This is a genomic window from Sphingomonas echinoides, from assembly GCF_029623395.1.
GTDB lineage: Bacteria > Pseudomonadota > Alphaproteobacteria > Sphingomonadales > Sphingomonadaceae > Sphingomonas > Sphingomonas echinoides_A.
On sequence record NZ_JAPYKK010000049.1, the window covers coordinates 1 to 22,499 of the forward strand.

The window sequence follows — 22,499 nt, forward strand, 5'->3', positions numbered from 1 at the left end:
GTTCAAATCCTGTCCCCGCAACCACCGTCATGGAACTACAATCGCCGCCCCTCGGGGCGGCGTTGTCGTTTACGGCATAGGCGATCAAGTCCGTCATCTTCGCGACCACCTCCGCCTCCGGGCCGTCAGGCTCATCTGGGTAGATCGTCACGCTCTCGATAAGCGTCGACAGAACGGCCGCCGTCTCGGTTCGGATCGACGCGTCGTCGAGCGACTGGCGGAGCGCTGCGACCTTGCTGCGGAACCGTTCGACGAGCTCAGGGTGCGGCACGATGATCGCGAAGGGTTTTCCGGTTGTTACCGTGCCTCCGCGCGTCTCCAGCCGCACCTTCTCCGCCTCGCGCTCCGCGATCATCGCACGCAGAGCCGGGCTGGCGAGGCCGGCAAGCAGGTTTTGATATAGATTGTCTAGTTCGGTATTGAGCTGCTCCAGTCGGAGCTGCGTGGCATCGGCCTGATATGTGTCCTCGCGCGCCAGTCGCTGCGTCTCGCGCTCGAATTCGGCGGCGAAGATGCGCGCATGCTTCTCAGTCAGAAGGTACTCCTGCAGGATCGCGAGTGTCGCGGTTTCCAGCGGACCTTTGCGCACCGACACCCTATTGCCGCATGTGCCGCGCTCCTTTTGTCCGGCGCAGCGATAATAGTCCTTCCCGCTGATCGTGTAATTCGCACCGCAGCAGCTGCAACGAATGAGTCCAGACAGCAGATGCCGAGCGCGGGTCTGCCCCGCTGGTGACGCTGCCTGCGGCGCCCGCTTGCGGCGCTCGATCTCAGTGCGCGCCGCGTCGAACAGCGTGTCGTCGACAATTCGTAGATCCGGGACGGCCACTTCGATCCATTCGGCCCGGTCGCGCAGCCGATAACGGCGCTCTCGCTTCTCGCTGTCCGGGTTCTTGCGCCATTGCCGGCGGCCCCACACGAGACGACCGGCGTAAAGCGGGTTGTTGAGGATGCCGACCAGCTTGGCCGGATCTCCTCGGATCGTCGAGGCGTTCCACTGCCCGCCGCGGGGGCCTGGCACACCTTCCTCGTTCAGACGTGTCGCGATCTGAATGGAGGACAGCCCTGCTGCGAACCACGCGAAGATACGGCGTATCACCCCGGCCTGCGCTTCATCGATTTCCAGCAACCCACGCTGGATTTCGCCCTTTGCATCGAGCCGGATCATGCGCTTGTAACCAAAAGCACGCCCCCCGGCGAACCGTCCCGCCAGTACCGCGGCTTCCATGCCGCGCAACGTCTTGTCGATGAGATGCTTCAGGAAGATTGAACCAAGCAGCCCGGCGACCGCGAATTTGATCTCATCGACATGGCCTTCGCTCACTGTATGAAGTTGAATACGGTGATAGGCGAGCTTTTTGCCCAGCCAGGCAACGTCTTCCGCGTCGCGGGCGAGCCGGTCGAGTGCCTCGCATACGATGATATCGATCTCACCTGCTTCCACCGCTCGCAGCAGCTGACGCAGTCCCGGGCGATCGCGACGATAGCCCGACAGCTCCGGATCCAGCCACGTCGCCGCGACCGTTCCGCCGAGATAACTGACCAGCGGCGCGCACGAGGCAACCTGATCAGCGCTCGATGAAGCGGACTGCATGACGGTCGAATGGCGACCATAGAGGGCGATGCGGCGGGTGGGCTGGGCGAGCATGGCTTATTGTTTCACACCTTCATCTCTTCGGGAATCCTGTGTCTGCGCGTGGTGTTCCTTAGCTGCCTGCCGCGCGAGCAGTCGCACAAGCTCGGCAAGCGCTTCCTGCGCCTCCTCGTCTCCCCCACACTGGACCCGTACAGCGACCATGCTGAAGTTTTGGGATGGACGTTATCTAGCGTGCATCAACGATACAAAATTGATAGATATCTTCGATGCCTAGCGAACGTCCGCGCCCCCGTATGCGTCTGCCCGCAGGCTTCTGTGGCCTTCGTGCTGATCTCGGGGCGATCATACGGCGCTATCGACGAGGCGAAGAAGGGACGGGAGAACCGATCGCTCCGAAGGTCTTTGCGATGCGTGCTGGGATCAGTCGGGTTGCGCTGTCGCGGATCGAGAATGGTAAAGCGTGGCCTCGTTCTGGGACGCTCAACTGCATTATGGCTATCCTCGAGCTCGACTGGCCACAGGTGGCGGACGTGGGCGTGAATGCGGGTCCTTATCCCAGAACGCCAAACACCGATCAGGACGGACGGCTGGCCAACCTGAGCGACGCTCTGCGATGGGGGCGTCGGCGGCTCGGCTGGACGCTCGCCGAGCTTGCCGGCCGCAGCGGTGTTTCAGCCTCGCAACTGTCGAGGATCGAGCGCGGTCAGGCGCCACGCTCCGCCGTCTTCGTCAGGCATCCGGATGACGGACATGTTGCCCTTGAAGATCAGAGGATCGTTTTCGCGCACCCCCTCTTGGCGGATATAGCCTCCGGCAGATACGCGCACGAGTGATGTGAGAACGTCGCGACGGTCGATAGAGAGCAGGCGACGAAGATATTACAGGTGCCGCGACATCAAACCCTTTGGAGCTATTGGCCTCGGCCTGGAACGACTGCGCTTCTGGCATTTGTGCGGGGCACACCGGTCGAGCGAAATCCGACTCCATAGATTAAGCGATTAAGCACCATCTCCTTATTTAGAGAAACTGTGGTGCACAGTGGCCCGGCTCTCGGGTGGCGTTCGGTGTAAGCCCACCCTTTTTCCAGCGGCAGGAGAGGGGGCCGATCGCCCCTTCGGGTGGAAACCGGCCCGTCCGTTTTCGGGCGGCCATCGCGGTGAGCAGCCATTCGTTCATTTGATGGGGCAGGGGGGCCAATCTCCCAATCGGACTACGCACGATCGCTGATCGCGCGCGGAAAATATTTCTCGTAAATCCAGGAATCAGGTCGAAGGCCTTACTGGCCGTAGGACGTCACAAAGTTGCGGCTAGCTTTTAGTGGTCTGGCAGGTCACTCTCCCTCCAACGCCCGTGCAATGGGTTGAGAAGGGTACGGAATGCCGACCGTCTTCGAAATGTGGAACGGTGACGATTGGGAAGTTCATGTTCTTCGATTGTTGCATGATCGTCATGGCCCGACCAACGTCCAGAAGGTCCCGGCCCGCCACAAAGGTGATTGCGGTATCGACGCATACTGCCTGTCCGAACGGGCGGTCTACCAATGCTACGCCGTTGAGGAGCCTTGCACGGTAGGGTCACGCGCCGAGAAGCAGCGCGACAAGATAACTACCGACATCAACAAGCTTATTAACCCTGCGAAAGGTGCCGCGACTCTGTTCAAGGAGCACCCGATCAAGAGATGGATCTTGGTAGCACCGCTGCACGACAGTCAGGATGTCAATCGGCATGCCATCCGGAAGCAGGCGGAGGTACGAGCGTTGGGGTCCGCTCACATCGACCCAAATTTCGAAATTTTGATTCATGATCGTGACGACTTCGACGAAGAATCGTATGCGCGTCGGGCTCAGCAACGAGCGAAGATCAAGGCGATGGCCCGTGCTGCTTCGGATGCAGACGTGGTGGCGCTACAAGCCGGCTCGTCCGACCTTATTGCTAATCTCCGGCGCAAGCTGAAAAAACGGCTGCGTCCAGACGAACCGCTGGAGGATGCGGCCGACTTGGCGATGCGGGAGTATATAACAACGCAGAACGCACTCGACGATTTGCGCGTGCTTGCGCCTGAGCCGTACGAGACGATCGTCGCGTTAACCAACCAGCGACTGCGGCGCCTGCGAATGATCGGCAGCCGATCGGGCCAGACTCCGGGAGAAACTCTCGAGGCCGAGATCGAGCTTTTTATCGCCGGACTGCGCGAGCGCTTGCCGACGCTCGACCCGGAAACTGTTGAGCAGCTCGCGATGGGAACGATCAGCGAGTGGCTAATGCTATGCCCGTTGGATTTTCATTGAGATGACCGAAGCACGTACATTGCGCGGGCTTCTGCGCGGTGGCTTCACCGTCTCCGCGCGACCGCAGCCGTTGCCTGGTGATCTTCGATTGGGATGGGGTGTCGCGCTGTTAATCTTGGTACTCGGCGCCTCTCGCGGGCAGCGCGCCAGTATCCAGAAAATACATTTTCTGGCCCATCTTGCCCGCGTCAAGGCAACCCGCGAGCAAACCCGCGCAGTGCTGAAGCGGACGATTGGACCACAGGCCCTTTCGGTGCGAGTCGAACCTTGGGTCAACCGCGCAATGGCTTTTGCGATCGCGGAAGGGGTGGCTGATATGCGCGACGGGAAAGCTGCCGTACTCACTGATGCGGGCAGAGCGGTCTACCGCGACCTCGTCGCCATGCCGATTTTGGACGAGGAGAAAGCTTTTCTGGCGGAGGTGGGTCCGCGTGCTACGGAGAAGGTGATAGAACAAATCATGAAGATGGAGCAGTTCTGATGGCGCTGCGGGTCCGGCACCTCCGGCTGCGGGTACAAACTACGGGGGGCCTGTTCGGTGCCGACATCGTCTTCGATGGCGCTTTAACGGTCTTGCACGCGCCTAATACGTCAGGCAAATCGACCTGCCTTCAAGCGCTAATCTACGCGCTAGGGCTTGAGCAGATGCTTAGCGCGAAACGCGAAACTCCGCTGCCATTTGCCATGCGGCAGTACATCGAGGATCCAGACTCTGGCATCACATACAACGTGACCGAATCGTTCGTTGCCGTCGAACTCGAAAATGGCGAGGGACAGCGGATCACGGTCCGCCGCAACGTCGTTGCGGACACCGACAGGCGGCTCATCACGGTGGTGGAAGGGCCGGCGCTGACAGAGCCATACAGTCAGCACGAAGCTCGCGACTATTTCGTCCATGATCCCGGTGCTGCCAAGCGCGATGCCGGCTTCCATCGCATGCTTGCGCAGTTCATGGGATGGACGCTGCCTACGGTGAAACGTTACGATGGCGGCGATACCATGCTGTACCTCGAGACCATCTTTCCGCTTTTCTACGTCGAGCAGAAGTCTGGGTGGAGCTCGATCCCGGCGGCTATCCCGACGCATTTTCGGATTCGAGATGTAGCGAAGCGCAGTGTCGAGTTTTTGCTCGCGCTTGAGACACACGCATTAGAACTACGGAGGCAAGAGCTCGAACTTCAGTTGGGCATCGCGCGGACTCGCTGGTCGGCGACTATCGACGAGATTCGCTCGCTTACCGGTGCTCAAGGCCTGCGGGTGCAACAACTATCGCAGGCGCCGACTACCATGCAGGCGGAGATTCAAGGTGCGTATCTCCAGGCGGGGCACGGGGATGAATGGCGCAACCTCGACGCGTTACTAGCCGAGCTTCAAGAACGCCTTGAAACGTTTGACACCGTCGCCATCCCCAACGCCGAAGGTGTAGCTGTCGAAGCGGCCGCTGAGGTGGACCGGGTGACGCTTGAAATCCAAGAAATCAACCGCGAGCGGAATGATATATTTCGCGGGCGTCAGGCCGAACTCGTCCAGCGCCAATCCACAATGACGCGGATCGCGCAGATCGACGAGGATCTCAAAAAGAACCAGGACGCCCTGAAGCTCCAGAATTATGGTTCGAAGGCGAGTGTCGATCTTTCGCCTCATCATTGCCCGACGTGCGAACAGCCGCTCATGGACGCGCTACTGCCACAGGGAACGATCGAACCGCTCATGTCGCTCAACGACAACATCGAGTTTTTGTCGGCGCAGCGCGCAATCTTCAAGCGCCTGGTGGGCCGATCGGACGTTGTCATTAAGGAACTAGACCATGACCTCCTGAGCACCGGTGATGACGTACGTCAAAAGTCCGCCCGCCTGCGTGCGCTAAAATCGGATCTCATCGCGCCAGCACATGCAGCTTCGGCCTCGGTGATCGAGGAGCGCCTCCGGCTGGATGCCAGAATACAGCGGTTGTCTACGGTGCGAGACCATTTCGATGGTCTAGTGTCTCAGCTCATTAGTCAGGCCGAGATATATGGTGGGCTCCTTGCCGCCCAAGCAGAATTACCCCGCGATCGCTTAAGCGATGCGGACCGGGACAAACTACGTTTATTCGAACGCTCGATCCGCGAGCAGCTTGGCCGTTACGGGTTTAAGACCTTCGCGCCCAAGGAACTCGAGATTTCAGAAGACACGTATCGGCCGCAAAAGGAGGGTTTCGAGATCGGTTTCGAGTTGTCAGCCAGCGACGCAATCCGGCTGAAATGGGCGTACCAGCTTGGTTTTCTTGATGTCGGCCTGCAAACGATAACTCACCATCCCGGAATCCTCGTCCTTGACGAACCGCGTCAGCAGGAAGCTGCAGAGGCAAGCGTCAATGGTCTCCTTAGAACGGCAGCATTGCTTGCCGAAAAGGGATCGCAGATCCTTATCGCGACCAGCGAGCAGCTGGCGAACGTGAAGCAATTCGTGGCCGAATTGCCGTGCCAGCTCCTAACCTTCGACGGTCCGATCATTCGCCGCCTCAACGCGGAAGCGACGATGAATTGACGTACCACCCCGCGGCTCAACCGGCGCGAGCATGAGGTTCTTTACTCGACTCCAATCAAAGCCAACGAACCAAATCCTGGTTCGTTTGACAGTACCGACATTCACCGCTGCCTGCCGCGTGCCGTCGGATGAGATTGGTCGAGCCCGGGCCCGGCCCCTTGTGCCTGATCCTTAATAGGCTTTAGCTTTCTTTGATCAGGTAGTGCGGTGAAGGGGGTTGGGGGCTTGGAAGACGACGCGCGGGCGCTGGAAAACCTCGCCCTCTGGCCGCATCAGCTGGCCGCCGCGAGTGATGTAGAGAAATACTTCGCCGCTCGGAGCGAGAGGGGCTGCCTGGTCCAAATGCCGACCGGAACCGGGAAGACGGGTGTTATGGCCGTCGTCGCCAGCCGGCGTTGCACTGAGCGGCCGGTCCTCGTCGTTTGTCCCTCGGCCGCGCTGGTCGATCAGCTGGGCACGCAGTTCCGCGAGAGGTTCTGGGAGAGGATCGGAGCAGCTGCCGAGTGGCGCCCCGACTACGTCTGGCACGTCCTCCCGAGCGAGGTGGACACGCTCGCCGCACGGCTTGACGCCCTTGGGACTGAGCGTGTGATCCTGGTCGCGACCGTGCAGGCGATCCAGCAGATCGATGCCGACGGAAAGATCGATCGGTTGCACGGGCGCGTCGGAGCAATCCTGTTTGACGAGGGGCACCGCGAGCCGGCGCCGTCGTGGGCGCGGGTGATTCGGGGCTTTGGGATCCCGACGGTCCTGTTCAGCGCCACGCCGTTCCGTGGCGACCTCAAGGTCTTCGAGGTGGACGACGCCCACATCCACTTCCTGTCCTTCTCCGAGGCGGTGGAGCGTCGGCTCATCCGGGACGTGGAGGTCGTGGAGGATCAGCTGCCGGTAGACCCCGAAGCCTTCGCGACCGAGCTGGTGGCGCGGGCGGATGCTCTGCGCGCCGCTGGAAGGCTGGATCCCGGGGCTAAGGTGATCGTGCGCTGTGCAAGCGAGGAGAGCGTCTCCGAGGTGGCGCAGTCGCTCAGGCACGCCCTCGCCGGGCGTGGCGACGGCGTGCTCGCCATCCACAACAACTTTCGTCCGCGGGCGGCCGAGGGCTTGGCTAACACGGTGCCAGCGGACCTCGCAGCGCGTACGGAGCGCTTCCTCGTGCACCAGTTCATGCTCATCGAAGGGATCGATGATCCGGCGTGCGCAATGCTCGCCCTGTACGAGCCCTTCTCGAACACGCGCATGCTCGTTCAGCAGGTCGGGCGGCTGATCCGCCACCCGGGGCCCCTCGGCCAAGCTGCGAGCGGAGCGTACGTTCTAGCGCCTCTCGACCATGCTGTCGCGTCGGACTGGCGTAGCTTCCTCGCGTTCGATCAGGCCTCGCGTGAGAACGGCGGCAAGCCGTTCCTCCGCAATGACGCGAAGATTCTGGACGACCTCATCGCGGCGCTGCCGACGCTCGACTACGTCGCGGGAAAGTTCCGCAGGCGCATCGACCTGGAGGACGAGGGGCTGCTCTCTGACCTTCGCTTCCCAAGTGCGGCCGTCGCGTTCACGGTAGGACCGGCGATGAGCATGGACATGTTTCAGGAAGACGTCACCACGCTGCTCGAGCAAGAGGATCGCTATGAGGCCGTGGTGGGTCAGACTGCCGACGGGAGTTGCCGTTACCACATTTCGCTGCGGCTGACGCCTTCCCCGTTCCTTGCAGGCTACCTCTTCCAGGCTCCGAGCCTAGAGGCGACGATCTATACCAGGTGCGGCGACAGGCTCTTCTTCTACGACAGCGCGGGACTCTGGATCGACGATACCGAAGGCGTCGGCTCGCGAGCCGGTCCGAAACGCCTTGGCGCCCTGCTCCCCGAGGGTGCGGACAACCAGGTCTCCTTCATGAACGTAAAGAACACCGATCTGGGCCCGTTGGCACTACGGTCCCGCAGCCTCTCGGCCCGATCACTGGATCGCGCAGGCGTCTTCGTGGGCGAGCACATGAACGTCGTTACGCGGGCGACCGGCTTGGTTGCGCAGGCCAATGGGAGCCGTACGAGGCGATCGGTCGGCTTCTCTCGTTCTCGCGTTCGTGACGGGCGGGGCACCGAACTCACGGCCGACGAGTTTGCGAGTTGGTGCGCGGACGTGAACGCCGAGCTGGACTCGGCCGCCGCCACCGCCACGATCTTCAGTCGGTTCGCCGTTCCCTCTGACGCTCCCGCCGACACGACCCCGGTCAACATCCTCATCGACATGCTGGAGGTCAGCGGCGGATTCGAAAAGGGAGGGGCGACGTCGACGTTCGAGGCCGAGGACCTCTGCGTGGCTGTCGTGCCCGAGCCGGACGCCGCGGCTCCTGGCCGCTACACGTTCGTTCTGCGGGTCGACGGGGTCGACCATCGGGTATGGGTCGATTGGAACACGCGCAAGCGCAAGTATTGGCTGACTTCTCCCGGACTGAGCAGCATCAAGTCGAAGGAGAACCCGCGCATTTCGCTAGCGCGCCGGCTAAACCAGTCGCAGCCGTTCAGGATCATCACCGCCGGTCTCGATCACATCTACGTCAACGGGAGCTTCTACAAAGTTGATTTCGACCTCGCGAGGGCCAAGGGGCCGGGCAGCCTAGTGCTCGACCTGCTCACGCCTATCCCAGGGTTGGAGGCAATTACGTCGGAGAAGGGAGTTCTCACGCCGGGCATGCAGCAGGGCTGGGCGACCAGCTCTCTGTTCGCCTTCATCGACCAAGCCCTTCGGCCTGATCAGGGGCCGCACGTAATGGGCGAACCTTTCCCCGATCTCGTCTGCGACGACCTGCAGGACGAAGTCGGCGACTTTATCGGCATGGACGGGCGTTCCGGAACTACGCGCGCCACGCTGGTCGTCGCGAAGTGGAAGACGGGCGCTCCAGGCGTTTCCGCCTCCGCGTTCTATGACGTGTGTGCGCAGGGCGTGAAGAACTTGGCCTACATGAAGTCAGACGGGGAGCCGCTGCCAGGCACGGCGACCCGCTTCGACGGGCTGTGGCGTCTCAGCAACAAGGGAAAGACGGTCACCCAGACGGTATCGCGCAGGCGGCACGGTCGGGGATCAAGGGCGTTCCGAAGGACCTTCCAAGAGATTCGCTCCGCCCCCACAACCGAACGCTCCATCTGGCTGGTATGCTCGGGCGGGATGCTCTCCTACGCGAAGCTAAGGAGGGAGTTTGCGAAGCCGCAGCCCGAGCCGCACGTGCTGCAGTTCCACCATCTCGTCATGGCCACCTACTCGGCGTGCCAGTCGGTGGGTGTCCAGCTTCGGATCTTCTGCGCTCCCTAGCGTGCTGCGCTGAGGCGGCTTTATCGGCGCGGGTGGTTGGGCGTTCCTGGTATCGCGATCCTACTGAACATCTCTCCGCTTCACCCCGCATAAAAATACATGCGGACACTGGTCGCTGCCTGTTCGGTGACGCGCACCAAACGGTCGCCGGCGCTCATCGCGACATTAGCTCCGGGGTGCTTCTTGCCCACCGCCTTGACCTGCGCGGTCAGCGTCGCATTGGCGCAAAGCTGTTGCAGCGCACCGTTCGAATTATGGTCCGAGCCGTGGTGCGGCAGCGCCAGTACCCGAACCGAATCAAGGAAGATGGCGTAACAATCCTCCCAGTCGGCAAGATCCGCGGACGCGAAGAGCTCCGCGTCACCGGTGTTGAGCCACCCCGGCTCTGCACCGCCGGCGTCGAAGTCGGAGGCATGCTCGACATGCCAATGCGCTGTCATCGGTTCATCGACTATTGGAACGCTGAGCACCGACAGCGAGGCACGGTTGGACGATCCGAGATGTGTCTTGAACAAATGGCGGAGGTCCGCGCGGCCAGCGGGCGTACGGGCGTGGTTTGCAACGGCATAAGCGAGATCGCCAAGCCCAGGCCGACCTTGGGTTTTTACCGACGCGCCCACGAGTGCCTCCACCGCGTCGATCAGCCCATCATTTGAAGCATCCGTGATCGGCGCGCGATAGGGTTTGAAACGAATTCCCGCCCCACCCCGCGATACGGTGAGATCGCTATCGCTCTCGATGACTTGGACCGCGGACTCGTCCGCGACGCCGGCGGGCGACCAGCGCGGCGCCTTGAGATCACGGGGCGCGGGGTTACATCGCGTCTTCCAGCCTCTGCCTTTGTCAGGTGGAGTCTCGGGGCCTCCAATGTCCTCGCGGCCCGGGCCACTACCGCGAACGAAGGTAACCCGCCGGGCGCCGCGCGACAGAAAATAAACCGCCGGATCGACGGCAAGCTCGACGAGCTTGCGATCGAGCGCGCCGCGGCCCGCCTCTTCTAGCAACTGCAATACAATTTCATGCTCGTTGAGGTAGGGCACCATTACATTGTCGACCACAGCACCCGCCATCAGCGTATCAAGCCCGCTGACATGATCAGTGTCGAAATGCGAGATAAAGAGCCAGTCGACCGGGCGGGTATTGTTGTCGAGCCAATCCCTCAGATAGGCGTCGAACTTGGCGGTCCGCTTCGCTCCACAGTCGAAGATCCACTGAATGGATGGCGAATCAAAGGTGAACATCACGCCGGTATGAAAGCCGCCGTGTCCCACAGGGTGCTGCTCCCACCGCACATTGATCATAACGGTGCCCCCCATCCCCTACTGACGGTGTCGGCGAGGACACGTGCCACTTCAAGGCCTGCGGCGATTTTTGGCGCGTTTATGAATGAATGTCCGGAGTCTGGAAGCGCGGGGAGGACGCTAATTGTCTGCCTTTGGGTCGGGCTACTATAACTGTTAAGGCACCGCCTCCACGCCGTCGTTGCCGTCAGCGGCGAGAGCGCCTATGTAGGCTATGGAGGTCACCATGCGCGTCAACAGTGCCAACTCGATCAAGACAGCCAACACTGTCCGCGCCCGCTTTGGCAGCTGGAAGGCTGCCAAGGACTCAGCAAGCTATGAAGACGGAAAGTTCGTCGTGCGCAGCGCCGCAAACGGTCAGTTCATCGCTACACGTACCGAGACTCCGCTCAAGAACTCCTAAGTGAGCTTCAGCTATACGCTCTTTCTGGCGCTGCTGCTGCTTGCGCCCGGTCTAGGGCTATGGGCAGGGTTGCGTGCGGGCGAGCGTTCCGAACTAATCTCCCAAGCACCTGAAAAGCCAGGCTCGACCTTCAGCCTGCTCGTCATCGTCTTTGGCGCTCTGTTCGGCCACATCCTACTGTCAGCATTATTCGCGCTGCAGGCTGGCATTTGTCAGTGGAGCGAACACTGCTTTGCCTTGGGCTTCGATCCTAACGTTTATCGCGTTATCCTGACCAATGGCCGCTCGGCAGGTACTCCAAGCGATGGCGCTTTCCTTTCTTGGTTCGTATCGCTGCTCCTACCAGCACTGATCGTCGGATTCGTCGCCTATCGGGCGAGTGGCTGGCGCTGGGTACGCGATCTGCGTGAAGCTTCTGGCTTCGGCTGGCTTAAACGTTGGGTCGATTTGGCGCGTCCGGCGAATAGCTTCATCATCGCCTACGTCGTAACAACACTCGAGCATGACGGTTCAAACGTCGCTTATGAAGGCATCGTTGAGAATATTGCGCTCGACGACAACCGCGCGATCAAGATGCTGGTGCTGAGCAACTGCGACCGGTTTCTCGTGCGCATCTCCGCCGATAAAGTAGAGCGTATCGATGCCGAACATGCGCCGATCCCACTTATCCAGCTTGAAGCGGGCAACTTCGTCAATGTTGCGTTAGAAGTATTCGAGGACGTGGACGCCCCAGCTGACCCACGTACAGCTCCTGACTTGGTCGTCACTGGGGAGTAGCAGGTTAAAGGTTCCTCTCGCTTCAAGTTTGTCGTTAACCAATGAGCACAGCGCTGATGAGCGTGGAGGAGCTCGCGGAGCTGTGTCGATCATGGTTCGGTCCGTCGATGCCGCAGCGCGCCGCGCTTGGCCTGATGCTGAACGTCACCTCTGGTCTACCGCGTGGCCCTCGACGGTCGCACTCGGCCAACACTACCGTCCGGTTTCGCCGGCTCCCCATCGGATTGCGAGCGGTCTAATCAAAGCCTTCGCGCGGGCGGCTTTTCCGGCATGGAAATACAGCTGAACGAATGACCGCTTTCGACCAGGCGACAAGGGGTGCTGAACGTCCACAAATGGGTCACTTGGCGCAATTCCTTAGCGTCTTCGGTCCATCTGTAGGAGACGGACATAGTCCTGTTCTGGTTGGCCGTATGTATCGCCCGCCAGGGCCATAAGCTTTGTCCGATCATGGACCAGAACCTTGGCCCGGACGGCTCGGATGGCATGCTCCTCCTCCAGCCGGTGGAGTGCGTCGGTAACGCTGCTACGGCGAACACCGAGCATCAGCCGGAACTCCTCATGCGTCATGCAGATCTCGTCGGCCTGGACACGGTCGTGGTAGAGTAGGATCCACCGGGCCATGCGGCGTTCGATCGAATGCGCCAGCGATGACACGACGGTCCGGCCCATCTGCACCATGAACACGTGGGCGAAGCGGAGCAGTGTCAGGCGCAGCGTAGGGCTTTGGTCCACCGCTGCCAGCAACGCCTCAGCGGGCATGCGCAGCGCCTGGCCGCGCTCGGCGCGCATGGTGACATCGTAGGGCGAGCGATCGTCGCCCATCACCAGAGGCCAGCCGATGAAGCCCTCCGCGCCGACCAGCCCGACGGCGTAGCGACGATCGTCATCGAGCGAGTCGAGTACGCCGGCAATGCCCTGTTCGAGAAAGCACACGCTGTCGATCGGATCGCCGGCTCGGGTGATGCAGTCACCGACCGCGAACGATACCAGCTCGAGGTGTGGCGCCAGCAGACCGAAATCCTCCGGCGAGAGACTGGTCAGCAGTCGATTGCCGAGCGGGGCGTCATCGCGACGGGGCGTGGCGACGGCCGCTCCGCGCGCTAAAGATACGATCGTCGACATATCCGTCTTTCCCTCTAATTGGCGGACTTTGCACGGTTCCGTACAGCAACGTCGGCCATCCTGCTTTGTTCATGAGCGATCAAACAGGAGGATCACATGGTTTCCATCTCGAAGCGCCCCGTCGTGCGCAGCCTTTTCGCGGCGGCGCTACTGACGGCATCGGCCGGCGTGCTCGCGCAATCGGCCCGCTTGCCGAGCGCACCGCCACCCGCCGCCCCGCCGGCAAGCGCGACGCAGCCCCCCAAGGCGGCACCAGACATGCAAAAGGTGCTCGACGCGCTCGCGGGTCTCGGCGGCAAGCCGATCGAGACGCTGACCCCGGCGCAGGCGCGGATGCAGCCTTCGGCCGCCGATGGCGCCAAGGCGGCGATGGTCCAGCAGGGCATGTCAACCGCGCCCGACGCTTCGGCAACGACGCAGGACGTGCCGTATGGCTCGGACGCCCAGCAATTCGCGCGGATCTACAAGCCCGCGGCAGCGCCCGCGAATGGCAAGCCGATGCCGGTCGTCGTTTATTATCATGGCGGCGGCTGGGTGATTGCTGACGTGAACACGTATGATTCGGCACCACGCGCGATGGCCAAGGCGCTGAACGCGATCGTCGTGTCGGTCGAGTATCGCCACGCTCCCGAGTTCAAGTTCCCCGCGCAGCATGACGACGCCGCGGCGGCCTATCGCTGGACGTTGCAGAATGCGGCGAGCTGGGGCGGCGACCCTGCGAAGATCGCAGTTGCCGGTGAAAGCGCGGGCGGCAACCTTGCAGTCGCGACCGCGATCTACGCACGTGACAATCGCCTGACCGTGCCGCGCTACATCGTCTCGGTCTATCCGATCGCCAACAGCAGCATGACGCTGCCGTCGCGTAAGGATTCGGCGAATGCCAAGCCGTTGAATGCCGCGATGCTGAAGTGGTTCGGCTATTATTACCAGACCAGCGCCGCCGATGCGCAGGATCCGCGGCTGAACCTGGTCGCCGCCAATCTGCGCGGCCTGCCGCCGACGACGATCATCAATGCGCAGATCGATCCGCTGCGCTCGGACGGCGAGACGCTGGCCGCGGCGATGCGCACCGCGGGCGTGAAGGTTGAGCAGAAGACGTATCCAGGCGTCACGCATGAGTTTTTCGGCATGGCGAAGGTCGTTCGCGGTGCCAAGGACGCCAACGAACTGGCGGTCGCGCGCCTGAAGGCAGCGTTCGCAGGGGCGCCCCGCCGCTGATCGGTTCGACGGGGTGGCCGGTGCCGCCCCGTCGATCAATGCGTGACCGGCATCTGGCCGGCGCGGCCTGACAACGGAGCAAGCGATGCGTACCCCACCTTACCCGCCCGCGGACATGCCCGCGGCTCTGCGTCCGCTTCACGACGAGATGGACGCCTACATCACCGAGCATCTGAAGGGCTTCGTCTCGCACCGGGCGGATGGGGCGCTGGTCGGGCCGTTCGCGCCGATGTTGCGCTTTCCCGCGTTCGGTCGCGCTGCCTGGACGTATAGCAAGGCGCTGATCGACAACGCCACGTTGCCGAAGGCGGCGCACGAGGTCGCGATCCTGGCGACCGGCGCGGTCTTCAACTCGCGCTACGAACTCTACGCCCACGAGCGGGTCGGCGAGGCGGCGGGTCTGTCGGCCGAGAAGGTCGCGACGATCGCCGCTGGCCAGCGTCCCGCCGACCTGACCGAAGAGGAGGCCGCCGCCTACGACGTCGCCGCGACGCTGGCGGGTGGACGACAATTGCCGGCTTCGACCTACAACCGTGCGGTGCGCGCGTTCGGCGAGGATCGGACCGCGGAGCTGGTCTATCTGGTAGGCGGCTATTGCCTCGTGTCGCTGTTGCTCAACGCCTACGACATGTCGGTCCCCGGCCGCGAGGAGGGCTTGCCCGACGATCCAAAGGAAGAGGGAGAGCGCGCATGAACGGCAAGCGGATGGCCGGCGCGATCGCCGGTGGGTTGGTGGCAGGCCTCGGCATCACCGCGATGATGATGGCGGGCGAGAAGAAGAGCGGCATCGCGTCCGAGCTCACCGATCTCGAACGGGCCGGCGCGCGGCAACTCGGCGTTCGCTCCTTACCGTCGAGCGACCTGCCGGATGCGGCCGAGCAGGCCATCGTGCAGGGTAGCCACCTCCTGCTGTCTGCGGCAGCCGGCGCGGTCTATGCGGCGATCGTCGACGAAGATGCAGGCATAGTGCCGTCGGGAATCATGTTCGGCCTGGCGTTCTACGCCGCGATGCACTGGATCACCGGGCCGCTGCTGGGGCTGAAGAAGCCCGAATGGCAGGCCGATGCGGCGACGATTGGTACGCACACGATGGTCCACCTCGTCTTCGGCGTGGTGACCGCGGCCGGCGCGAAGGCAGCGGCCAACGCCTGACCATTCCGGAATACCGACGCCCCCAAAGCGCGAACCGCGCGTTACTGCGCTGAACCAAAGGGATTTCCCATGTTGAAGAACCCGATCCGCTACAGCCCCGACGTCGAGACGATCGGTCTCGACGAGCAGGAGACGATCGACGGTCTCAACAAGACGTTCAGCTACATCGTCGAGAAGACGCACGAGGACCTCGGCCATGCGCAGCGCGGCGTTCACGCCAAGAGTCATGCCTTGCTCGAAGGCGAGATGGTGGTCCACGACGACCTTGCGGACGAGCAGGCGCAGGGCATTTTCGAGCGCGGGCGTCGCTACCCGGTCATCATCCGCATGTCTGCGATCCCGGGCGACCCGATCCGCGACAGCGTCTCCCTGCCGCGCGGCTTCTCGATCAAGGTGATCGGTGTCGACGGCGAGCGGCTGCCGGGCGCCGAGGATGAGGTGACGCAGGACTTTCTGATGGCCTCCGGGGTCGCCTTCTCGAACCCGACGCCGGTCGGGTTCCTGCGCAACACCAAGCTGCTCGCCGCGACGACCAACCGCGCGGAATGGGCGAAGGCGGCGCTGTCGAAGGTGTTGCGCCCGATCGAGGAGGCGTTGGAAGCCGTCGGCGGCGAGAGCGCGTTGCTCAAGGGCTTTGGCGGCTATCCGGACACCAACCCGATCGGCGACCGCTATGGCTCGCAGGCGCCGCTCCGCTTTGGCGACTATATCGCCAAGTTCGACATCGTGCCGGAATCGCCCAACTTTCGTGCACTGACCGATCAGAAGCTCGACGAGAGCAAGAGCCCCGACTCGATCCGCGAAGAACTGATGGCGATCTTCGCGAACGAGGGTGGTGCATGGACGCTGCGCGCGCAACTCTGCCGCGACCTCGAGGAGAACCCGATCGAGGATGCCGCGACGCCGTGGCCGGAGCAGGGCAATCCCTACATCCCGGTCGCGACCATCACGGTGAAGCCGCAGAAGAGCTGGTCCGAAGAGCGCGTCACTGTGCTCAACGAACAGACCGCGTTCCGCCCCTGGCACGGCGTCGAGGCGCATCGCCCGCTAGGGTCGGTCATGCGCGCACGCCGTGCGGTCTATCCGGTGATCCAGGACCTGCGCAGCCAGTTGAACGGCTGCCCGATGCACGAGCCACGGTCGCTTCCCGCGCTCGACTGATCGGGTCTGCACGGAACCGTACCGAAACGTCGCAGGGCATTCGGGTGTTAACATCCTGATCCAACAGGAGCTTCCCATGCCCTATCTACCCTATCGCGACGACATCGAGACGCCCGAAGCCGGCGAGCAGGAAAGTATCGACGGCATAATCAAGGGGATGACGCAGGAGAGCCAGACGGTCGAAAAGCGCGACGGCCATGCGGTGCGCGCCAGTCATGCCAAGAGCACGGCCTGCGTCATCGGAACGATGGTCGTCGCTGACGATCTGCCGCCGGAACTGGCGCAGGGGCTGTTCGCGAACCCGGGGACGTTCGACGTCGCGGTCCGCTTTGCGCAAGGGCCTGGGGAGAAGCTTGGAGACCGCGTCTCGACGCACCGTGGCATGGCGATCAAGGTCTTTGGTGTCGAAGGCGCCAAGCTGCCCGGTCACGACGCGCCGACGCAGGACTTCGTCCTGGCGAGCGGCACGACGTTTCCGGCCGGCACCGCCGCCGGGTTCCTAGCGCAGGCGAAGAAGATCGGCATGACCGTGCCGATGCCCGAAGGCGTCAAAAGCGCGGCCGCATCGATCGCGCGCAACATCAATACGGTCCTGAACGCCGTCGGTGCAGAACCAAGCCCAACGCTGGACTTTTACGGCCATCCGTTCAGCCACCCGCTCGTCGAGACCTACTTCAGCCAGTGCCCCATCCGCTACGGCGATCATGTCGCGAAACTCGGCGTGTTTCCGGTCTCGCCTGAGCAGCGTGCGCTCGACGATTGGCGGCTCGACCCGCACCAGGATGAGGATGGCTTCCGTCACGCCGCGATCGCGTATTTCGACGGCAATGACGCGGTCTTCGAACTGCGCGCGCAACTCTGGGCCGATGCCGAGACGCAGCCGATCGAGGATACGTCGGTCGACTGGCCGACGCGGGTCAGCGAATACCGCACGATCGCAACGATCCGTCTGCCGCGGCAGGCCGCCTATGGGCCGGACCGCGTCCGCTATTTCGACGAGGTGATGACGTTCCGGCCGGCGCACGCGCTCGAAGCGCACCGCCCGCTCGGCGGCGTGATGCGCGCACGCATGCAGGTGTACCGCGCGCTCAGCGATTTCCGCCACCGCGAGACCGGCATCACCGCCGCGAACACCGCGGCTATCACCGATATTCCGGCCTAATACCGCTCACGCTTAATCAAATTTCGAAAGGATACCCATGAAGCTCCAAGGCAAGAAAATCGCGATCCTGATCGCACCCCGTGGCACCGAGGAACCCGAGTTCGCGCAGCCCAAGGCGGCGGTCGAGCAGGCGGGCGGCGCAGTGACGGTCATCAGCCTCAAAACCGGCGACGCGGAGACGTTCAACAACGACCTCGATCCCGGCAAGACGTTCGCCATCGACAAGGCGATCGACGACGTATCGGCGTCCGACTTCCATGGCCTGGTAATTCCGGGCGGGTGCGTCGGCGCGGATACGCTGCGGTCGTCGGACAAGATCGTGGCGTTCGTCCGCGATTTCTTCGCCGCCGGAAAGCCGGTCGCTGCGATCTGCCACGCGCCGTGGACGTTGATCGAGGCCGATCAGGTACGCGGTCGTACGCTCACGTCGTACCCGACGCTCGCCACCGACATCCGCAACGCGGGCGGGACCTGGGTCGATCAGGAGGTCGTCGTCGACCAGGGCCTCGTCACCAGCCGCACCCCGGATGACTTGCCCGCGTTCTGTGCAAAGCTCGTCGAGGAGTTCTGCGAGGGCAGGCACGAGGCGCAGGCGGAGAACGCATGATGGCGCGCTTTGCCGACAAGGTCGTCGTAATCACCGGTGCCGCCTCGGGCATCGGCGAGGGGGCCGCGCGCCGCTTTGCCGAGGAAGGCGCGACGCTGGTGCTGGGCGACATCGACACGGGCGCGCTCGGCAAGTTGGCAGCGGAGCTGGGCGGCACCGTCGAGACGCGGGAAACCGACGTCACCGACCGTGCCGCGTGCGAGGCGCTGGTCGAGGCGGCAATCGACCGCTTCGGTCGGATCGACGTGCTCGTCAACGACGCCGGCGTCGACCATCTGGGCAAGCTCGACGAGGGCGACTTTTCGGAATTCACCAAGGTGATCGAGACGGACCTGTACGGCGTCGTCCATATGAGCCGCGCGGCGATCGCACATCTGCGTGCGTCGAAGGGCTGCATCATCAACGTGTCGTCGGTGTCGGGGCTCGGCGGCGACTGGAACCACAGCTTCTACTGCGCGGCCAAGGGTGCGGTCAGCAACTTCACGCGCGCGCTGGCGATGGACGAGGCCAGGAATGGCGTTCGCGTCAACGCGGTCAACCCGTCGCTGACCTATACCGCGCTGACCGCGGGAATGAAGGAACAGCCCGACCTGATCGCCAAGTTCGAGGAGCGAATCCCGATCGGGCGTGGTGCCGAGCCCGCCGACATCGCCGGTGCGATCGCGTTCCTGGCGAGCGACGACGCGCGCTTCGTGACGGGCGTCAACCTGCCGGTCGACGGCGGACTGACCGCGTCCAACGGCCAACCTCCGCTGTCCTGACATCGCGAGAGCGCACCAATGCGCTCTCGTTCTCTTTTGAAGTCCATTCGGCAATGACGACCCCCGTTACCTTTCGCGCGTAGATCGGCGCGGTCGATGTCTGACGCGCCCAAGGTCGCTATCGTCACCGGCGCCTCGCAAGGCTTGGGTGAGGGGATTGCAGACGCGTATCGCGCGCGCGGCTGGCGCGTCGTCGGCGTGTCGCGATCGATCGCACCTTCGCAGGCTGACGATTGGATCACCGTTGCGGGCGACGTCGCCGATCCTGAAACCGCGAGGCGCGCCGTGATGGCCGCGCGCGACCGGTTCGGGCGTGTCGACACGCTCGTCAACAACGCTGGCGTTTTCATCGGTGAGCGTTTCACCGACTATACGGCGGAGCAGTACCGCCAGATCACGCAGACCAATCTCGATGGCTTCTTCCACATGACGCAGGCGGCGCTGCCGCTGATGGTCGAGCAGGGCAGTGGCCATATCCTGCAGATCGTCACGACGTTGGCGGAGCACGCCAATGTCGAATTCCCGTCGGTGCTGGCCTCGCTAACGAAGGGTGGGCTCGCTGCGGCAACGCGCAGCCTGGCGATCGAATATGCCGCCCGGGGGGTCCGCGCCAACGCGGTGTCGCCCGGCATCACCGAAACGCCGATGCATCCTCCCGAGACGCGCGCCGGGCTCGGAGCGTTTCACCCGCTCGGTCGGATGGGCACGGTCGCGGACGTGATCGGCGCGGTGCTGTACCTCGAGGATGCCACGTTCGTGACCGGCGAGATACTGCACGTCGACGGTGGGCAGGTCGCCGGACACTGACGCGTAAGACAGGCACGCGTCGTTATCTCTCCGAGGGGGTCAGCAGGCGCCGAGCCCCCTGGCCCCCTTGGCGCTACTGCAAGACGTGCTCGGCGCGTCGGCGGACGAACGCGGCGCTGGCCTGCGGATGCGCGACCGGGAGCATATGGCCTCCGTCGGTTATCTCCAGCGTCGCGCCTGGAATTGCGGCTACTGCCCGGTCGCCGTCGATCGAAGGGGCTATCACCTGATCGTCACGACCGTAGAGCAACGCAACCGGGATCGTCAGCTCGGCATAACGGCTGACGATCGCGGCCAGGTCGACGTCTGCGCTGGCCAGTTCGACCAGCGCGGCGTTCACCGAAACCGGGCGATCGCCGAGCCCACCGCCGCCGCGCGTGGCGAAGTCGGCCGGGACTGGATCGGGCGCGAAGATCTTGCCCCAGCGCAGGCCATACGCCGCACGGCTGATCGGCGTACCGATCAGATTGGCGAATATCGAGCGTGAGCGCGGGCTGCCTTCGATCGCGTTTGCCACTGAGGCGGGCATCGATCCAGGCGGCTGCGTCATCGGCGCCAGCAACGCGAGGCCGGCGACCGAACCGGGATGGTGCGTGGCCACGCCGAGGGCTACCGCACCGCCCAGCGAATGACCGACGAGCAGCGGCGGACGATCGAGCGCGAGCGTGTCGATGAGGCTTGCAATGATCGCCGACTGGCCAAGGACACCGGGCTGTTCGCCGGTCGGCACCGAATAGCCCGAGCCGGGCCGGTCGACGAGAATAACGCGATACTCGTCGGCCAGCGCATCGGCGACGCCGTAGGAGAAGTTGCGGAGCTGCGCGCCCAGCCCGTGGATCAGGACGATCGGCGGTCCCGCACCGCGATCGACATAGTGGATCCGTGCACCTGCGACGTCGATGAAACGGCCGTCGGCGGGCACGTCCTGCTCGATCCACTTGGTCGTCGCGCGAGTGTAGACCGCGGCTGCTGCCAGTGTTGCAGCGATGATCCCAGCCGAGCGAAGTGCGATCGAGCGTTTCGGGGCGTCGTCGGAAACCGATCTGGACGCGAAGAAACGGCGCATGTCGGCGAGCAGCAATTCGGGTTGCTCGAGCGCGGCGAAGTGGCCGCCCGCGGGCATCTCGGTCCACTGAACGATGTCATAGGTCTTCTCCGCCTGCGAGCGCGGTGGCGGCGGGAAGACCGGGTCGGGGAATACCGCGACACCGGTCGGTACGGTAATTCGCGTTCCCGCAGGAAAAGAGCCCGAACCCTCCAGCACGCGGCCACGGTACATCCAGGTCGACGTCACGAATGATCCCTCGACCAGATACAGCATGATGTTGGTAAGGAGCAGGTCCTCGTCGAACGCCTGCCACAGGTCGGGGCGGTTGTGCGCGTCGCGCGGCACGTCGGCCCATGCGCCGAACTTCTCCAAGATCCACGCCGCGACGCCGACCGGGCTGTCCGACATCGCCACGCCGAGCGTCTGCGGGCGCGTGCCCTGTTCCTGCGAATAGCCAGTTTCTTTCTTGGCGAGCTTGGCGCGTTTCGCAGCCCAGGCGACCTCGTCGGGCTTTTTCGGCACCGCGTCGTTGGCCTGGAGCAGCACCATGTTCAGATGGAGTCCGGCGATCGCATCGGGATGCGCGTGCGCCATCCAGCCACCGATGGCGGCACCCCAGTCGCCGCCCTGCACGAGATAACGTCGCGTGCCGAACAGCTCGACCATCAGGCCGTGCATGAGTTCTGCGGTCTGTTTCGGTCCGATCGGAGACACGGGGCGGTCCGAAAACGCGTAGCCGGGGAGCGAGGGAACAACGACGTCGTGACCATCGTCGACGAGCGGCGCGATCAGCGCCTCAAATTCGAGGAACGACCCCGGCCAGCCGTGTAGCAGAAGCAGCGGAGGACGTGAGCCATCGCCGCGCGCATGAATGAAGTGGAGGCTCTGCCCCTGCACGTCGGCCGTAAACTGCGGCAGCATATTGAGCCGCCGCTCCTGCGCGCGCCAGTCGTAGTCCGCCAGCCAATAGTCGACGAGACGCTTGAGATCGGCGAGGCCGACGCCCGACTGCCAGCTTCCCGCGTCCGGCATAAGGCTCCAGTCGAACGCTTCGACCTTGGCGCGGATGGCGGCGAGCCGGTCGTCGGGTACCGCTATGAAGAAGGGTTCTGCCATGTGTCGATCCTACCGAAGGGGGTAAATCCTGCTTCCCGATTGAAAGCCTAACATCGAACGCGCGAAAGCCGCCGAAAGGCGCTTCGAAGCGGGATGAACGGACGGCTGCTTTTGGGAAGCGGGTACGGCGGTTTGGACGTCTGGAAT

General features: G+C 63.3%; 19 protein-coding genes. 15 read left to right on the top strand and 4 right to left on the bottom strand.

Translation table 11 applies throughout. The features are described from left to right. A partial coding sequence (locus tag QBJ92_RS19070; RefSeq protein WP_277971266.1) for a recombinase family protein occupies positions 1–1,648 on the bottom strand: 1,648 nt, incomplete at its 3' end. A 242-nt stretch (positions 1,649–1,890) separates the two neighbouring features. On the opposite strand from QBJ92_RS19070, the gene QBJ92_RS19075 reads away from it, so the two are divergent. From QBJ92_RS19075 to QBJ92_RS19095, 5 genes are all read left to right on the top strand, one after another. Then, entirely contained in the window at positions 1,891–2,430 is a 540-nt protein-coding gene (locus QBJ92_RS19075; RefSeq protein ID WP_277971267.1) for a helix-turn-helix domain-containing protein, read from the top strand. Between the two features lie 543 nt (positions 2,431–2,973). Continuing rightward, on the top strand, positions 2,974–3,885 hold the full coding sequence (locus QBJ92_RS19080; protein ID WP_277971268.1) for a hypothetical protein: 912 nt from the start codon (positions 2,974–2,976) through the stop codon (positions 3,883–3,885). Between the two features lies 1 nt (position 3,886). Next, a complete protein-coding gene (locus tag QBJ92_RS19085; RefSeq protein ID WP_277971269.1) occupies positions 3,887–4,366 on the top strand; it encodes a hypothetical protein in 480 nt (159 codons plus the stop codon). After that, positions 4,366–6,414: an AAA family ATPase gene (locus tag QBJ92_RS19090; protein WP_277971270.1), complete on the top strand. Its 2,049-nt coding sequence runs from the start codon at positions 4,366–4,368 to the stop codon at positions 6,412–6,414. Before QBJ92_RS19085 ends, QBJ92_RS19090 begins: the two co-directional genes overlap by 1 nt. Before the next feature lie 225 nt (positions 6,415–6,639). Next, positions 6,640–9,714: a DEAD/DEAH box helicase gene (locus QBJ92_RS19095; RefSeq protein ID WP_277971271.1), complete on the top strand. Its 3,075-nt coding sequence runs from the start codon at positions 6,640–6,642 to the stop codon at positions 9,712–9,714. An 80-nt stretch (positions 9,715–9,794) separates the two neighbouring features. Here QBJ92_RS19095 and QBJ92_RS19100 read toward each other — a convergent pair whose 3' ends face one another. Continuing rightward, positions 9,795–11,015: an MBL fold metallo-hydrolase gene (locus tag QBJ92_RS19100; RefSeq protein WP_277971272.1), complete on the bottom strand. Its 1,221-nt coding sequence runs from the start codon at positions 11,013–11,015 to the stop codon at positions 9,795–9,797. 226 nt (positions 11,016–11,241) lie between these two features. On the opposite strand from QBJ92_RS19100, the gene QBJ92_RS19105 reads away from it, so the two are divergent. Together QBJ92_RS19105 and QBJ92_RS19110 are read left to right on the top strand one after the other, a co-directional pair. Continuing rightward, on the top strand, positions 11,242–11,418 hold the full coding sequence (locus tag QBJ92_RS19105) for a hypothetical protein (protein WP_277971273.1): 177 nt from the start codon (positions 11,242–11,244) through the stop codon (positions 11,416–11,418). Next, positions 11,419–12,195, top strand: a complete 777-nt coding sequence (locus QBJ92_RS19110; RefSeq protein ID WP_277971274.1) for a hypothetical protein — start codon at positions 11,419–11,421, stop codon at positions 12,193–12,195. A 357-nt stretch (positions 12,196–12,552) separates the two neighbouring features. On the opposite strand, the gene QBJ92_RS19115 is transcribed toward QBJ92_RS19110, so the two are convergent. Next, on the bottom strand, positions 12,553–13,320 hold the full coding sequence (locus QBJ92_RS19115; RefSeq protein ID WP_277971275.1) for a Crp/Fnr family transcriptional regulator: 768 nt from the start codon (positions 13,318–13,320) through the stop codon (positions 12,553–12,555). Positions 13,321–13,416: 96 nt separating this feature from the next. Between QBJ92_RS19115 and QBJ92_RS19120 the strand changes: the two genes are divergently transcribed. The 8 genes from QBJ92_RS19120 to QBJ92_RS19155 all read left to right on the top strand — a co-directional run bounded on the left by QBJ92_RS19120 (position 13,417) and on the right by QBJ92_RS19155 (position 20,188). Beyond that, positions 13,417–14,538: an alpha/beta hydrolase gene (locus QBJ92_RS19120; protein WP_277971276.1), complete on the top strand. Its 1,122-nt coding sequence runs from the start codon at positions 13,417–13,419 to the stop codon at positions 14,536–14,538. A gap of 85 nt (positions 14,539–14,623) precedes the next feature. Continuing rightward, complete coding sequence (locus QBJ92_RS19125) at positions 14,624–15,232, top strand: carboxymuconolactone decarboxylase family protein (RefSeq protein ID WP_277971277.1); 609 nt, start codon at positions 14,624–14,626, stop codon at positions 15,230–15,232. After that, positions 15,229–15,690: a hypothetical protein gene (locus QBJ92_RS19130; protein ID WP_277971278.1), complete on the top strand. Its 462-nt coding sequence runs from the start codon at positions 15,229–15,231 to the stop codon at positions 15,688–15,690. Before QBJ92_RS19125 ends, QBJ92_RS19130 begins: the two co-directional genes overlap by 4 nt. A 69-nt stretch (positions 15,691–15,759) precedes the next feature. Continuing rightward, positions 15,760–16,851: a catalase family protein gene (locus QBJ92_RS19135; RefSeq protein WP_277971279.1), complete on the top strand. Its 1,092-nt coding sequence runs from the start codon at positions 15,760–15,762 to the stop codon at positions 16,849–16,851. A 76-nt stretch (positions 16,852–16,927) separates the two neighbouring features. Continuing rightward, a complete protein-coding gene (locus QBJ92_RS19140) occupies positions 16,928–18,013 on the top strand; it encodes a catalase family protein (RefSeq protein ID WP_277971280.1) in 1,086 nt (361 codons plus the stop codon). Between the two features lie 37 nt (positions 18,014–18,050). After that, a complete protein-coding gene (locus QBJ92_RS19145; RefSeq protein ID WP_277971281.1) occupies positions 18,051–18,620 on the top strand; it encodes a type 1 glutamine amidotransferase domain-containing protein in 570 nt (189 codons plus the stop codon). Continuing rightward, complete coding sequence (locus QBJ92_RS19150; RefSeq protein ID WP_277971284.1) at positions 18,620–19,381, top strand: SDR family NAD(P)-dependent oxidoreductase; 762 nt, start codon at positions 18,620–18,622, stop codon at positions 19,379–19,381. Before QBJ92_RS19145 ends, QBJ92_RS19150 begins: the two co-directional genes overlap by 1 nt. Positions 19,382–19,477: 96 nt before the next feature. Then, a complete protein-coding gene (locus tag QBJ92_RS19155; protein WP_277971282.1) occupies positions 19,478–20,188 on the top strand; it encodes an SDR family NAD(P)-dependent oxidoreductase in 711 nt (236 codons plus the stop codon). A 73-nt stretch (positions 20,189–20,261) separates the two neighbouring features. Here QBJ92_RS19155 and QBJ92_RS19160 read toward each other — a convergent pair whose 3' ends face one another. Further along, positions 20,262–22,352 (bottom strand): epoxide hydrolase family protein, encoded by a 2,091-nt coding sequence (locus QBJ92_RS19160; RefSeq protein WP_277971283.1) that lies wholly within the window; start codon positions 22,350–22,352, stop codon positions 20,262–20,264. Positions 22,353–22,499 lie beyond the last annotated feature (147 nt).